The organism is Bradyrhizobium sp. NBAIM03, assembly GCF_020194055.1.
Lineage (GTDB): Bacteria > Pseudomonadota > Alphaproteobacteria > Rhizobiales > Xanthobacteraceae > Bradyrhizobium > Bradyrhizobium yuanmingense.
This window is the reverse complement of sequence record NZ_JADYVS010000014.1, coordinates 46742-60505: the sequence shown is the minus strand read 5'-3', so window position 1 is coordinate 60505 and position 13764 is coordinate 46742. Positions and strand designations below refer to the sequence as shown.

The 13764-nt window shown below is 64.2% G+C and carries 13 protein-coding genes; 10 read left to right on the top strand and 3 right to left on the bottom strand.

Features of this window, described 5'->3' with window-relative positions; translation table 11 throughout:
- Positions 1–149 precede the first annotated feature (149 nt).
- Both carB and greA read left to right on the top strand, forming a co-directional pair.
- The gene (carB, locus tag I6F21_RS21400) at positions 150–3614 is read left to right on the top strand and encodes a carbamoyl-phosphate synthase large subunit (protein ID WP_225142199.1); all 3465 of its coding nucleotides are present in this window, start codon (positions 150–152) and stop codon (positions 3612–3614) included.
- Positions 3615–3827: 213 nt separating this feature from the next.
- Complete coding sequence (gene greA, locus I6F21_RS21395) at positions 3828–4301, top strand: transcription elongation factor GreA (protein ID WP_036009537.1); 474 nt, start codon at positions 3828–3830, stop codon at positions 4299–4301.
- Positions 4302–4540: 239 nt separating this feature from the next.
- On the opposite strand, the gene I6F21_RS21390 is transcribed toward greA, so the two are convergent.
- Complete coding sequence (locus I6F21_RS21390; RefSeq protein WP_080135441.1) at positions 4541–5020, bottom strand: Lrp/AsnC family transcriptional regulator; 480 nt, start codon at positions 5018–5020, stop codon at positions 4541–4543.
- A gap of 267 nt (positions 5021–5287) precedes the next feature.
- Between I6F21_RS21390 and trxB the strand changes: the two genes are divergently transcribed.
- The 5 genes from trxB (at position 5288) to I6F21_RS38855 (ending at position 9252) form a co-directional block, all read left to right on the top strand.
- Positions 5288–6253 (top strand): thioredoxin-disulfide reductase, encoded by a 966-nt coding sequence (trxB, locus tag I6F21_RS21385; protein ID WP_128264079.1) that lies wholly within the window; start codon positions 5288–5290, stop codon positions 6251–6253.
- A 4-nt stretch (positions 6254–6257) separates the two neighbouring features.
- The gene (locus I6F21_RS21380; protein ID WP_025032176.1) at positions 6258–7181 is read left to right on the top strand and encodes a LysR family transcriptional regulator; all 924 of its coding nucleotides are present in this window, start codon (positions 6258–6260) and stop codon (positions 7179–7181) included.
- A 446-nt stretch (positions 7182–7627) separates the two neighbouring features.
- The gene (locus tag I6F21_RS21375; RefSeq protein ID WP_225142200.1) at positions 7628–8536 is read left to right on the top strand and encodes a 4-hydroxy-tetrahydrodipicolinate synthase; all 909 of its coding nucleotides are present in this window, start codon (positions 7628–7630) and stop codon (positions 8534–8536) included.
- Between the two features lie 290 nt (positions 8537–8826).
- Positions 8827–8976 carry a hypothetical protein gene (locus I6F21_RS21370; RefSeq protein ID WP_167361666.1) on the top strand — a complete coding sequence of 50 codons (150 nt, stop codon included), beginning with the start codon at positions 8827–8829 and terminating at the stop codon, positions 8974–8976.
- A gap of 147 nt (positions 8977–9123) precedes the next feature.
- Positions 9124–9252: a hypothetical protein gene (locus tag I6F21_RS38855; protein WP_260345777.1), complete on the top strand. Its 129-nt coding sequence runs from the start codon at positions 9124–9126 to the stop codon at positions 9250–9252.
- Between the two features lie 68 nt (positions 9253–9320).
- Here I6F21_RS38855 and I6F21_RS21365 read toward each other — a convergent pair whose 3' ends face one another.
- Together I6F21_RS21365 and I6F21_RS21360 are read right to left on the bottom strand one after the other, a co-directional pair.
- Entirely contained in the window at positions 9321–9998 is a 678-nt protein-coding gene (locus I6F21_RS21365) for a ParA family protein (RefSeq protein WP_025032179.1), read from the bottom strand.
- 393 nt (positions 9999–10391) lie between these two features.
- Entirely contained in the window at positions 10392–10742 is a 351-nt protein-coding gene (locus I6F21_RS21360; RefSeq protein ID WP_225126779.1) for a hypothetical protein, read from the bottom strand.
- Between the two features lie 359 nt (positions 10743–11101).
- Between I6F21_RS21360 and I6F21_RS21355 the strand changes: the two genes are divergently transcribed.
- The 3 genes from I6F21_RS21355 to I6F21_RS21345 all read left to right on the top strand — a co-directional run bounded on the left by I6F21_RS21355 (position 11102) and on the right by I6F21_RS21345 (position 13752).
- Positions 11102–12268 carry a CaiB/BaiF CoA-transferase family protein gene (locus I6F21_RS21355; protein WP_225142201.1) on the top strand — a complete coding sequence of 389 codons (1167 nt, stop codon included), beginning with the start codon at positions 11102–11104 and terminating at the stop codon, positions 12266–12268.
- A gap of 2 nt (positions 12269–12270) precedes the next feature.
- Positions 12271–13194, top strand: a complete 924-nt coding sequence (locus I6F21_RS21350) for a CoA ester lyase (RefSeq protein ID WP_225142208.1) — start codon at positions 12271–12273, stop codon at positions 13192–13194.
- A gap of 153 nt (positions 13195–13347) precedes the next feature.
- Positions 13348–13752: a nuclear transport factor 2 family protein gene (locus I6F21_RS21345; protein ID WP_225142209.1), complete on the top strand. Its 405-nt coding sequence runs from the start codon at positions 13348–13350 to the stop codon at positions 13750–13752.
- Positions 13753–13764: the final 12 nt, after the last annotated feature.

Here is a 13764-nt window from a genome sequence, read left to right as displayed (position 1 = left end):
CGGTTGATGGGCGTTTTTCGGGGTTTCGCCGCTCCAAAAACTGGTTTAAGACCCACCCGCGCGCGAGGGAGACCCCGCGCTCTCGCCAAATGGGGACGCGCGGCAAGCGCGCCCTTTTTTTGTGCCCAGATCCCAGCCCGTGAGCGGTGATGCCCAAACGAACCGACATCTCGACCATCCTGATCATCGGCGCCGGTCCCATCGTGATCGGCCAGGCCTGCGAGTTCGACTATTCGGGCACGCAGGCGGTGAAGACGCTGAAGGAAGAGGGCTATCGCATCGTCCTCGTCAATTCCAACCCGGCCACCATCATGACCGACCCGGAATTGGCGGATGCGACCTATATCGAGCCGATCACGCCCGAGATCGTCGCCAAGATCATCGAGAAGGAACGTCACGTCGTCCCCGGCGGCTTCGCGCTGCTGCCGACCATGGGTGGCCAGACCGCGCTGAACTGCGCGCTGTCGCTGCGCCGCCAGGGCACGCTGGAGAAGTTCGACGTCGAGATGATCGGCGCCACCGCCGATGCCATCGACAAGGCGGAAGACCGCCAGCTCTTCCGCGAGGCCATGACCAAGATCGGGCTCGAGACGCCGAAGTCTCGGCTCGCCAACGCCTCCGAGCTGAAGAAGTCGTTCCGCGAGAAGTACCAGGCCGAACGCGAGAAGCTGTCGGGCGCCGCGCTCGAAGAGCTCGACCGGCAGTGGACGCTCGGCGAGAGCGAGCGTCGCAAGCGCTACCAGGAATACGCCTTCGGCCAGGCCATGATGGCGCTGTCCGAGATCGGCCTGCCCGCGATCATCCGCCCCTCCTTCACGATGGGTGGCACCGGCGGCGGCATCGCCTACAACAAGGAAGAGTTCCTCGACATCATCGAGCGCGGCCTTGACGCGTCTCCCACCAACGAAGTGCTGATCGAGGAGTCCGTGCTCGGCTGGAAAGAGTACGAGATGGAGGTGGTGCGCGACAAGAAAGACAATTGCATCATCGTCTGCTCGATCGAGAACCTCGATCCGATGGGCGTGCACACCGGCGATTCCATCACGGTGGCGCCGGCGCTGACGCTGACCGACAAGGAATACCAGATCATGCGCGACGCCTCGCTGGCGGTGCTGCGCGAGATCGGGGTCGAGACCGGCGGCTCCAACGTTCAGTTCGGCGTCAATCCCGAAGACGGCCGCATGGTCGTCATCGAGATGAATCCGCGCGTGTCGCGCTCCTCCGCGCTGGCCTCGAAAGCCACCGGCTTTCCGATCGCCAAGGTCGCCGCCAAGCTCGCGGTCGGCTACACGCTCGACGAGATCGCCAATGACATCACCGGCGGTGCCACGCCGGCGTCATTCGAGCCGACCATCGACTACGTCGTCACCAAGGTGCCGCGTTTTGCCTTCGAGAAATTCCCGGGCGCCTCGACCACGCTGACCACCTCGATGAAATCGGTCGGCGAGGTCATGGCGATCGGCCGCACCTTCCAGGAAAGCCTGCAAAAGGCGCTGCGCGGGCTCGAGACGGGATTGACCGGCCTCGACGAGATCGAGATCGAGGGCCTCGGCCGCGACGACGACAAGAACGCGATCCGCGCCGCGCTCGGCACTCCGACGCCGAACCGCATCCTCCAGGTCGCCCAGGCCATGCGGCTCGGCTGGTCGAACGAGGACATCTTCAACTCCTGCAAGATCGATCCGTGGTTCCTCGCCGAGATGCGTGGCATCGTCGAGATGGAGGAGAAGGTCAGGAAGAACGGCCTGCCTGGCAATGCCTTCGGCATGCGCACGCTGAAGGCCATGGGCTTCTCCGACGCGCGGCTCGCCGTGCTGGCCGAGACGACGGAGGCCGAAGTCAAGGCCAAGCGCCACGCGCTCGGCGTCCACCCGGTGTACAAGCGCATCGACACCTGCGCGGCCGAGTTCGCCTCGCCGACCGCCTACATGTACTCGACCTATGAGGCGCCGTTCGCCGGCCTGCCCGCGGACGAGAGCGCGCCGTCCGACAAGAAGAAGGTCATCATTCTCGGCGGCGGTCCCAACCGCATCGGCCAGGGCATCGAGTTCGACTATTGCTGCTGTCACGCCTGCTTCGCGCTGCATGACGCCGGCTACGAATCCATCATGATCAACTGCAATCCGGAGACGGTGTCGACCGACTACGACACCGCCGACCGGCTCTATTTCGAGCCGCTCACCGCCGAGGACGTGCTGGAGATCATCGCCAAGGAGCGCAGCAACGGCACCCTGCACGGCGTGATCGTGCAGTTCGGCGGCCAGACCCCGCTGAAGCTGGCGCGTGCGCTGGAAGCCGCCGAAGTGCCGATTCTCGGCACCTCACCCGACGCCATCGACCTCGCCGAGGACCGCGACCGCTTCAAGCGCGTGCTCGACAAGCTGCGCCTCAAGCAACCGAAGAACGGCATCGCCTATTCGGTCGAGCAGGCCCGCCTCGTCTCCGCCGATCTCGGCCTGCCGCTGGTGGTGCGCCCGTCCTACGTGCTCGGCGGCCGTGCGATGCAGATCATCCGCGAGGAGAACCAGCTCAATGATTATCTGCTCGGCACGCTGCCGGAGCTGGTGCCGGCCGATGTCAAGGCGCGCTATCCGAACGACAAGACCGGGCAGATCAACACCGTGCTCGGCAAGAACCCGCTGCTGTTCGACCGCTATCTGTCGGACGCCACGGAAATCGACGTCGACTGCCTGTGCGACGGCAAGGACACTTTCATCGTCGGCATCATGGAGCACATCGAGGAAGCCGGCATCCATTCCGGCGACAGCGCCTGCTCGCTGCCGCCGCACTCGCTCGATGAGAAAATGATCGAGGAGCTGGAGCGGCAGACCCGCGAACTCGCGCTCGGCCTCGACGTCATTGGCCTGATGAACGTGCAATACGCCATCAAGGACGGCGAGATCTACGTGCTCGAGGTCAATCCGCGTGCCTCGCGCACCGTGCCGTTCGTCGCCAAGGTGGTCGGAACGCCGGTCGCCAAGATCGCCGCGCGCATCATGGCCGGCGAGAAGCTTGCCGATTTCAAGCTGAAGAAGGCGGCGCTCAAGCACGTCGGCGTCAAGGAATCGGTCTTCCCGTTCGCACGCTTCCCCGGCGTCGACACTGTGCTCGGCCCCGAGATGCGCTCGACCGGCGAGGTCATGGGAATCGACCGCTCGTTTGCGGTCGCCTTCGCCAAGAGTCAGCTCGGCGGCGGCACGCGGGTGCCGCGCAAGGGCACTGTGTTCGTCTCGGTGCGCGAAAGCGACAAGACGCGCATCGCGGATGCCGTGCGCGAATTGCATTCGCTCGGCTTCAAGGTGCTGGCGACCTCGGGCACGGCGCGCTTCCTGACCGATCAAGGCATCCCGACCGAGAAGGTGAACAAGGTGCTGGAGGGGCGGCCGCACATCGTCGATGCCATCACCAATGGCGACGTCCAGCTCGTCTTCAACACCACCGAAGGCCCGCAGGCGCTGGCCGACAGCCGCTCGCTGCGGCGCGCGGCCCTCTTGCATAAAGTGCCATATTACACCACTCTTTCCGGGGCCGTGGCGGCCGCGCAGGGCATCCGCGCCTATTTGGGTGGGGACCTTGAGGTTCGTACCCTGCAGAGCTACTTTTCGGAAACCTGATCGCTAGCGGCAGCGAAGCTTCCGCTAAGTGATTGGCAATGAAGCCACAATGGCCGGAGGAACCGATCCGGCCAGGTGTTGGTTCTGTTCCGGCGCTAAAGCCCATATCTGTCAAGGTCCGGCAGCCCATCTTTGGGCTCTGGAGGACTGACGAATCAAGGTTGCGGCGCCCATCCGCATTCTGGGGCGCACGATCGAAGGACGAGAGAGACGATGGAAAAGGTTCCGATGACCCAGGCCGGCTTTGTCGCGCTCGGGGAAGAATTGAAGCAGCGCCAGTCCGTGGACCGTCCGCGGATCATCGAGCATATCGCGGAGGCGCGCTCGCACGGAGACCTGTCGGAGAACGCGGAATATCATGCCGCGAAGGAAGAGCAGTCGCACAATGAGGGTCGCATCGCCGAGCTCGAGGACAAGCTCGCGCGCGCCGACATCATCGACATCTCCAAGCTCTCCGGCGACACCATCAAGTTCGGCGCCACCGTGACGCTGGTCGATGAAGACACCGAGAAGAAGACGGTGTGGCAGATCGTCGGCGAGGTCGAGGCGGACGCCAAGAAGGGCCGGATCTCGATCACCTCGCCGCTCGCGCGCGCATTGATCGGCAAGAAGAAGGGCGCCACGGTCGAGGTCAACACGCCGGGCGGCGCCAAGGCGTACGAGATCACCAAGGTGGAGTGGCGGTAAGGACTTGCCGCTGCGTCTGCTGACGTTTCGAAAAGGCCGCGCAGTGCGCGGCCTTTTTGGCGTGTTGCTGGAGTTGTGGCGGACACACGTTCTCACCACACGTCATTGCGAGCGGAGCGAAGCAATCCAGACTGCCTCTGCGGAAAGACACTGGATTGCTTCGCTCCGCTCGCAATGACGGAGAGGACCGTGGACTGGTCTTCACCTCTCCCCGTAAGAACGGGGAGAGGGAGAAGACCCTACCGTCGTCCCTTCACCTCGAGCGGCACGGCCGCCTCGTACTTCGAATTGTGCAGCACCAATGACGTGCGCACGTTGCGGACATGCGGTGCCGCCGTCAGATGCGTGACGAAATCCTGGAAGGTCGCCATGTCGGGTGCGACGCATTTCAGGATGAAATCGACCTCGCCGGACAGCATCCAGCATTCCCGCACCAGGGGCTCGGCGCGGACGAACTCCTCGAACGCGCGCAAATCCGCTTCGGCCTGGCTGGACAGGTGCACGGAGGCGAAAACGGTCACGTCGAAGCCCAGCTTGCGTGCGTCCAGGAGGCCGCGATAGCCGTGGATGTAACCCTCCTCCTCCAGCGCCCGGACGCGGCGCAGACAGGGGGGCGGCGAGATGCCGACGCGCTTGGCCAGTTCGACATTGGTGATTCGACCGTCGGCCTGAATCTCGGTGAGAATTTTCAGGTCGATCTCGTCTAGGCTCCGCGACACGTGATTGGAACTCCTGGCCTTTGCGGCGGTATTGGGTGGACTTGTCGAAATCCTCATAGCCCAATCCGCACCGCCGGCGCAATTTTATTGCGCGTGCAGCGCAATCGACTTTTGTTCCCTGTTGGAAAAATCCGCCGATAGGGAATGCAATTCTTGCATGGCTCGCCAGATTGCTTAGATTAGCTCTGATATTTCAGCGCCTCCGCTACGCCTCCCGGCACATTCCGCGCTCGCGCTGCAAATCCCCCGTGAAAGGCGTCCATCGAAATGTCCGCTCCTGTTCATGCAAAGGTCGTCATCATCGGCTCCGGCCCGGCTGGCTACACCGCCGCGATCTACGCCGCGCGCGCGATGCTTGAGCCGATCCTGATCCAAGGCATCCAGCCCGGCGGCCAGCTCACTATCACGACCGACGTCGAGAACTATCCAGGCTTCGCCGACGTGATCCAGGGCCCCTGGCTGATGGAGCAGATGGAGAAGCAGGCGGTCCATGTCGGCACCAAGATCGTCTCCGACCTGGTGACCAAGCTGGAGACGGCGCAGCGGCCGTTCCGCCTCACCTGCGACTCTGGCGACGTCTATCTCGCCGAGACCGTGATCCTGGCCACCGGCGCGCAGGCGCGCTGGCTCGGGCTGCCGTCGGAAGCCAAGTTCCAGGGCGGCGGCGTGTCGGCCTGCGCCACCTGCGACGGCTTCTTCTACCGTGGCAAGGAGGTGATCGTGGTCGGCGGCGGTAACACCGCAGTCGAGGAAGCCCTGTACCTCACCAACCATGCCTCGCAGGTCACGATCGTGCATCGTCGCGATCATTTCCGGGCCGAGCGCATCCTGCAGGAGCGCCTGTTCAAGCATCCGAAGATCAAGGTGATCTGGGACGCCGCGGTCGACGAGATCTGCGGCACCGAGAACCCCAACAAGGTCACTCATGTCCGGCTCAAGAACGTCAAGACCGGCGCGCTCACGGACGTCAAGGCCGACGGCATCTTCATCGCCATCGGGCATGCGCCCGCGACCGAGCTGGTCAAGGATCAGGTCAAGCTGAAACCCTCCGGCTATATCGAGGTCGCCCCGAACTCGACCGCGACCTCGATGCCCGGCCTGTTCGCCGCCGGCGACGTCGCCGACGAAACCTATCGCCAGGCCGTGACGGCCGCCGGCCTCGGCTGCATGGCCGCACTCGAAGCCGAACGTTTCTTGGCCCTTCGCGCCAGCGAGCGCGCGGCAGCGGAATAGAATCATGCCCCGAACACGCGACGGATTTACGGATATGGACTGGGACAAGCTGAAGGTGTTTCACGCCGCAGCGGAAGCGGGCAGCTTCACGCATGCGGGCGAGCAGCTTGGCCTGTCGCAATCGGCGGTGTCGCGCCAGGTCTCGGCGCTGGAGCAGGAGCTCTCGGTCTCGCTGTTCCACCGCCACGCCCGCGGCCTGATCCTTACCGAGCAGGGCGACCTGTTGTTCCGCACGGCGCATGACGTGTTCATGCAGCTGCAGGCGGCGCGCGCCAAGCTGACCGACAGCCGCGAACGGCCGAGCGGCGATCTCAAGATCACCACCACGCCCGGCGTCGGCATCAACTGGCTGATCCCGCGGCTCGGCGAGTTCACCGCGCTCTATCCGGAGATCCGCATCTCGCTGATCGTCACCGACGAGGAGCTCGATCTGTCGATGCGCGAGGCTGACGTCGCGATCCGCACCCGCAAGCCGACGCAGCCGGATCTGATCCAGCGCAAGCTGTTCGCGATGGGCTTCCACGCCTATTGCTCGCCGGAATACATCAAGCGCTTCGGCACGCCGCGCACGCTGGAGGAGCTCGACTCCCACCGCATCATCACGCTCTCGGACGGCAACTTCGCGCCGCACCTGCAGAACCGCAACTGGCTGATCGAAGCCGGGCGCAACGGCTCGGGTCCGCGCGAGGCCTATTTCAAGGTCAACAACATCCTCGGTCTCGTGCGCGCCTGCGCGCAGGGCCTCGGCATCGCCGCCCTGCCCGATTACCTGGTCGAGGAGCAGAGCAAGCTCGTGCAGCTGTTCGGCGAGTCGGACTCGATCCAGCTCGACACCTACTTCGTCTATCCCGAGGAGTTGAAGACGGTCGCGCGCGTGCAGGTGTTCCGTGACTTCGTGGTGAGCAAGGCGCAACGCTGGCCGTCCTGATTTCCGCATGACTGACATGCGGCCTCGGCTGTTGCTGCAAGGCACTCGGCAAGCCCATAATGTTTGCACGCTGAGCCTTCGCGTTGCGCATTTGTCCCCCTCCTCCAGTGGCGCGGGAGTTCAGTAATCCCTCTTGGAAGGTGATTGTGTCGGCCTCACGTGGCCAATACCTAAGCCGGGCCCTCGGGTCCGGCTTTTTTTCGTCAAAATGTGCTTCGCTCTCCGCGTGTGTTGACAGTTCCGCGCATACCCCGCATCATTCGCCCATGATCACGAAGTCGTGCGCAATCGTTTCGAAAAAGGGCCCCCATCCCGGGGCCTCGGAATATTGCGCGCGCTAAGCTGACTTCGTCATCGCGAGCCAATCCCGAAAACCCCGCCGCCTGGACGGGGTTTTTTCATGTGCCCTCCGTCTCAGGCATTTTTCCCGAGAAGGAGATGGAAACATGACCGGACTACGAGACCAATTGCACGGGCTGTGGTTGCCGCTGGTGACGCCGTTCCAGGACGGCGCGCTGGACGAGAGGTCGCTGCGGCGGCTGACCCGGCACTATTGCGCGCACGGCATCGACGGCCTCATCCTGGGCGCGACCTCCGGTGAAGGCATGACACTGCGCGCGGCCGAGCTCGAACGTCTCGTCGCCGTGGTGCGCGAGGAGATGGCGACCGCCGGCCGCAACTTGCCGATCTGCCTCGGACTGTCCGGTGCGGACACCTCGCGTCTGCAAGAGCGCCTCGACGAGACCGCGGACTGGCCGATCGACGGTTACCTGATCGCCAGTCCCTATTATGTGCGGCCGTCGCAGCGCGGCCTGCTGGCGCATTTCGAGACGCTCGCCGACCACGCCGCATGGCCGATCGCGCTCTACAACATTCCCTATCGCTGCGCCGTCAACATCACCAACCAGACCATGCTGCGCCTTGCCGAGCACAAGAACATCGTCGGCCTGAAGGATTGCGGCGCGAGCCGGGAGCAATCGATCGCGCTCTTGCGCGACCGGCCGAAGGGCTTTCGCGTGCTCACCGGCGAGGACGCCAATTTCTTCGAGGCACTCAGTGACGGCGCCGACGGCGGCATCGTGCTCTCAGCCCATGTCGAGACCGCAACGTTTGCGGCAATCTATAGCGAGCACAAGCGCGGCAACCACGATGCGGCGCTGGCGCGCTGGCACGAGGTCGCCGAGCTGACGCGGCTGTTGTTCGCCGAGCCGAGCCCCGCGCCGGCGAAGTACTGGCTGTGGCGATCCGGCCTGATCGACAGCCCGGAGGTGCGCCTGCCGATGGTGGAAGTGAGCAGCGAACTCGCGGCAACGATCGATCGCGAGATCGAGCGACGGATGACGATCGCGGCGTAGTTTTCTCTCCGTGCACGCTGCTCTTCCTTCTCCCCTTGTGGGAGAAGGTGGCGCGAAGCGCCGGATGAGGGGTTTTCTCCAAGCGCAAGACTGTTTGTGTGGAGACAGACCCCTCACCCGTCTCGCCGCTCCGCGGCGAGCCACCCTCTCCCACAAGAGGAGAGGGTGAAGCGTGCCCGTTTGGTTAACCGCGCCCCAACGGCCTTCGCAGCTGCTGCAATCCGTATCCACGTCTCGTTTACGCAATCGCGCCTATCGTTCTGTCCAAAGTTACCGAAGGGGAAATGACCATGGGGTATCGCACCCGGCCTACGGCCGCGAGCCAGTTCGCGCCCGCCGATCTCTTGAAGGGAATTCTCGTCGTCTCGTCGTTCGGGTTCTGGGCCGTGATGCTCGGCCTGATGCCGGTGCTGCTGTTTCGCGTCTGGCTGGTCGGCTGAAGCTGCGCGCGCAGGATGGTTAATCCGTGGTAGCACCTGTGTTCAAAATGCACGGGCAGATGCGATCCGGATCTTAAAACATCGCTGCTATCACTGACGTCCATAAGCGAAGAAATCGCGGGGGCGTTTGTGAATAGTCAGAATGAAATGGCGTCGCATTTCGACGCCGAACAGCAGGGCTTCAGCACCGAGGACATTCTCTGGGCCGTCGGCATCTGGTCGGTGATCCTGACTCTGTCGCCGGTCATCGTGTTCTACATGCTGATGGTAGCGTGAGCGAAATCAGAAACGCAAAACGCGCGGACTTCCGCGCGTTTTTCGCCGTTCGACATAATCAATGAAAATTAAGCTGCCTGCTTGTGCATTGCGCCGGAGGCCGACGCGGTGCCGCGGATAGCCTTCACCGAACGCTCGATCGCCGCCCACAGTCTTGCGATTTCCTGAGCCGCACGGCTCTCGGCCTGATATTCGCGCGCGCCTTCGCCGTGGCTGAGCGCCATCAACAAATCCGAACGATTGGTGATCTGGCCGCCCCACACCGGAGCGCGGAATTTCGCCAGTGCTTCGCGGGCGATGGTCACGATCGGGCTTTCGGCTTCGTCGCGCTTGGCCGGGGCACCGTTGAGCACGACCGCGTAGGGCTTGCGCGCGGCGCGACACATCTGGATGGTTTCCTGCACGGCGTTGACGTCGAACACGCCGGGACGCGCCGGGATGACCACCATGGTGGCGTTCTTGATCGCGTCGTCGACGACGGCCGACAGGTTCGGCGGCGTGTCGATCAACACCCATTCATAACCGTCGCGCTTGGCCGCGGAGACGATGCCGCTGACGGAGTTGACGGCAGCCTTGATCGGGGGCTCGTTGGTGCCGCGGAGCTTGTGCCACAGCGTCAGGGAGCCCTGCGGATCGGCGTCAACCAGCATGACCTGCTTGCTCGCCTTGATCTGCGCGGCGAGATGCGCGGCGAGGGTACTCTTGCCCGAACCGCCTTTACGTGATGCGAAAACAATGACGTTCATACCTTCCGCCTCCAGATTGACCCCAGGGCGCGAAAATGAATCAGCGCGCTGATTCGTGAAAGAAAAATTTGTCGGGAGCTGCGCGACAGCCACGAAATAACAAGACGTGTTGGCTTTTGAGTCACACTGCTTCGCAGGACGGAGACACGGGCCGCATCGAAATGCCGCTCGGGCGCGCGTCTGTGCGTTTTTTGAGCAATGCGCGGGACAAAAGCGGAATGCAACCTTGCCGCGCAACCTGCCGCGCGCTTTCTTTTCAGGGGCGCACGCCCGTCAATCGATGCAAGCCTTCCGGCCTCGTGCGAACAAAACGAGTCCGCAATCTGTCGCGAAGCCGATGTCAGGGCCGGAACGAGGAAAGCGCGCGATGGCGCGGCTTTGGTCGCTGGGCGCTCAGCCTTGGCTGGATTTCTTCTTCGGCGCCGGCTTGGCGGTCTTCTTCGCAGCCTTGGGCGCGATCTGGGTCGGCTTGCCGGCGCGCTGCTCGCGCGGCGCCGGTCCGCGGCGGAAGAACACCGCGCATTGCGGCGAGAGCTGCGCCTTCTTCTTGATCATGCAGGCGGTGATGGCATCGACGTTCGGGACGAACTCACCGCACAGCCGCATCGCGTCCGGCGTGCAGGCCTGCTGCTCCTCCTGGGTGTAGGCGAAACCGGCGCGCGGCAGCGCCAGGATGGCCAGGGCAAGCGCGAGGCTTGCAACGGCCACGGGCTTTGCAAAGGACTTGAAGCGAAACGCCGGCATCGATCCCCCCCATCACGAGTCAGCGCGAATAGTGGGTGAACGGCGGTTCGTTGGCAACCGAGGGCAAGTGCGAAAGCCGGCACGTGTGCGCTCTCGGCAACAGGTCAGGGGCCTTGGCAGTTCCGGGAAACGAAACGAAGGCGCCGTTGTCGGCCCCAAACCAAAAGTGCGAAAACAACCCCATGCACAGTAGCCAAGTCATTGCAAACACTCAGGTCGCCAAATTTTAGGATTTTTCGAAGCCAAATTTGACTTGTCGGGCAAAACAGGGGCATCATGTCACCCTCAAGAAGATGCGCGTGGGGTGGCCGGCCTGTCTCCTGCGCTGGTCGAAAAGCGCACACGAGGAGGACAATCACATGACGGGGAATGAAGCGGAGCTGCCGCTGTCGGGTGTGACGGTGGTTTCGCTGGAGCAGGCGATCGCGGCGCCGCTGGCGAGCCGGCATCTCGCCGATTGGGGCGCGCGGGTGATCAAGATCGAGCGGCCGGGCAGCGGCGATTTCTGCCGCGACTACGATCACGTCATGAACGGCATGTCGAGCCAGTTCGTCTGGACCAACCGTTCCAAGGAAAGCCTTGCGATCGACATCAAGAGTCCCGAGGGCCGCAAGGTGCTCGACGCCCTGCTGCCGCGGGCGGACGTGTTCATCCAGAACCTCGCGCCGGGCGCGGCGGAGCGACTCGGCCTCGATGCCGCTTCGCTGCTGCGCAGATTTCCGCGCCTGATTGCCTGCGACGTCTCGGGCTATGGCACTGATGGCCCCTACAGCGACAAGAAGGCCTATGATCTCCTGGTGCAGTGCGAGGCCGGCGTGCTCGCCATCAACGGCACGGAGGCCGAGCCGGCCAAGGTCGGGCTTTCCGTCGTCGATATCGCCACCGGCATGTACATCCTCAACGGCGTGCTGATGGCGCTATATCGGCGCGAACGGACCGGCAAGGGCACGGCGTTCCAGGCCTCGCTGTTCGATTCCATCACGGACTGGATGAGCTATCCCGCCTTCTACACCGAGAGTACGGGCCGGCCGCTGCCGCGCACCGGCGCCAAGCATGCGACGATCGCGCCTTACGGCCCGTTCCGCGTCGGCGACGGCAACACCATTTTCTTCGGCATCCAGAACGACCGGGAATGGCGGTCGCTGTGCCGCATCGTGCTGGGCGACCCCGACTTCGCCGACGACCTGCGCTTCCGCACCAATCCGCTGCGCATGCAGAACCGCGACGAGCTGCAAGCGCATATCGAGCGGCGCTTTGCCTCGATGACCAGCGAGGAGGTGCTGCGGCTGCTGGACGAAGCCGCGATCGCGAATGCGCACCTGAACTCGGTCGAGGCGTTCCTGCAGCATGAGCAGCTGCATGCCCGCGCGCGGGTGAGAAGCGTGGGATCGCCGTGCGGGCCGGTGATGAGCTTCCTGCCCGCGCTCACCATTCCCGGCGTGACGCCGCGGATGGATCCGGTGCCTGATGTCGGCGAGCACAACGAGAAGATCCTCGGCGAACTTGGCCTCGTTAAGGGAACGTGAGAATGGCCTCGCAGCGCCCGACGCGGGCTTATCTCGCCGTTCCCGCGCATCGCGCCCGTGTCGTCGCCAAGGCGGCGGCATCATCGGCGGACGCGGTGTTCATGGACCTCGAAGACGCCGTGCCGCCCGCGGAGAAGGGCGTTGCGCTGACGGAAGCCGCCCGCGCGCTGTCCTCGCTCGACTGGGGCAGCAAGCACGTCGCGGTCAGGCTCAATGCCGTCGACAGCCCGTTCATCGCAGAGGAGATCCGCAGCTTGGCGGCCCTGCCCCGGCTGGATGCTTTGATCGTGCCGAAGGCGGAGCGGTTGAGTGACATCGTTGCCATCGCCGGTCAGCTGCACGCGGCCGCGCCCGATCGGGCCGCGCCTGTTACGCTCGAGCTGCTGATCGAGACCGCGCTCGGCCTCGTCAATGTCGACGCCCTCGCCGCGTGCCACGACAGCGTGGCCGCACTGCATCTCGGCGTCGGCGACCTCGCGGCCTCGCTCGGCGCCCGTACCTCCGACATCGGCATCTCGCCGGATGGCTACCGCCACGTCGGCTCCGCGCAAAGCGGCTACGCCTCAGCGCCGCTCGACCTGTTCGCCTATCCGATGATGCGCCTGCTGGTCGCCGCCCGCGCCTGCGGCCTGCGCGCGATCGACGGCCCCTGCGGCGCGTTCCGCGATGCTGGGCTGACCGAGGCCAGCGCGCAAAAGGCCGCGGCGATGGGCTTTGACGGCAAGCAGGTGATCCACCCCGACCAGATCGAGCCGACGCTGCGCGCGTTCACGCCCTCGGCCGAAGAGCTGGCCCAGGCGCGGCGGATCGTCGAAGCCATGGAGCAAGCCGAGGCGCAGGGCCAAGGCGCGGTGACGCTGGACGGCAAGATGATCGACTACGCCAATGTGCGGATGGCGCGCCGGATCATCGAGCTGGGGTCGTAGGGGCCGAAACGCGCGCTCAGGCGGTGTCGCTGTACAGCCAGCTAACGGGCCTAGATCGCGCCACGCTGAGCAATCGCAGCACGATTGCAATCACTTTGCCTTTGCACGCAAAGGTCGCTAGGCTGCCTCGATACGTCTTGCAGGGAGGGGCACATGGCAAACCGCGAAGACATGCTCGCATTGATTAGGGCCGGCTACGCAGCGCGCGACGGCGGCGACACCGATAGTCTGGTGACGGCCTTTCATCCAGAGGGCGCATTCACCCTGATGGGTGACAAGGGCGCGCTCGAATTGACAGGACGCATGCAGGGCCACCCGACCCTGCGCGAAGCTTTCCATCAATTCACCGAAGGCTTCGGCTTCGAAGGCCGCGAGATCCTCGCCGAGCTGGTCGACGGCGATCGCGTCGCCGTCCACTCCCGCGTCACCGTGCGCTACCACCCGACCGGGAAAGCGGTCAGCACCGAGATCGTGGACCTGTTCACATTTCAGGATGGCAAGATCGCGGAGCTGGTCGAGTTTGCGGATACGGCGCAGATCAAGGCGATGATCTCCTGACGCGCAATGGGA

What these genes read in the sequence shown, in the direction of transcription:
- carB (WP_225142199.1), top strand. Translation starts at nt 150, where the DNA reads ATGCCCAAACGAACCGACATCTCGACCATCCTGATCATCGGCGCCGGT.
- greA (WP_036009537.1), top strand. Translation starts at nt 3,828, where the DNA reads ATGGAAAAGGTTCCGATGACCCAGGCCGGCTTTGTCGCGCTCGGGGAA.
- trxB (WP_128264079.1), top strand. Translation starts at nt 5,288, where the DNA reads ATGTCCGCTCCTGTTCATGCAAAGGTCGTCATCATCGGCTCCGGCCCG.
- I6F21_RS21380 (WP_025032176.1), top strand. Translation starts at nt 6,258, where the DNA reads ATGCCCCGAACACGCGACGGATTTACGGATATGGACTGGGACAAGCTG.
- I6F21_RS21375 (WP_225142200.1), top strand. Translation starts at nt 7,628, where the DNA reads ATGACCGGACTACGAGACCAATTGCACGGGCTGTGGTTGCCGCTGGTG.
- I6F21_RS21370 (WP_167361666.1), top strand. Translation starts at nt 8,827, where the DNA reads ATGGGGTATCGCACCCGGCCTACGGCCGCGAGCCAGTTCGCGCCCGCC.
- I6F21_RS38855 (WP_260345777.1), top strand. Translation starts at nt 9,124, where the DNA reads ATGGCGTCGCATTTCGACGCCGAACAGCAGGGCTTCAGCACCGAGGAC.
- I6F21_RS21365 (WP_025032179.1), bottom strand. Translation starts at nt 9,998, where the DNA reads ATGAACGTCATTGTTTTCGCATCACGTAAAGGCGGTTCGGGCAAGAGT.
- I6F21_RS21360 (WP_225126779.1), bottom strand. Translation starts at nt 10,742, where the DNA reads ATGCCGGCGTTTCGCTTCAAGTCCTTTGCAAAGCCCGTGGCCGTTGCA.
- I6F21_RS21355 (WP_225142201.1), top strand. Translation starts at nt 11,102, where the DNA reads ATGACGGGGAATGAAGCGGAGCTGCCGCTGTCGGGTGTGACGGTGGTT.
- I6F21_RS21350 (WP_225142208.1), top strand. Translation starts at nt 12,271, where the DNA reads ATGGCCTCGCAGCGCCCGACGCGGGCTTATCTCGCCGTTCCCGCGCAT.
- I6F21_RS21345 (WP_225142209.1), top strand. Translation starts at nt 13,348, where the DNA reads ATGGCAAACCGCGAAGACATGCTCGCATTGATTAGGGCCGGCTACGCA.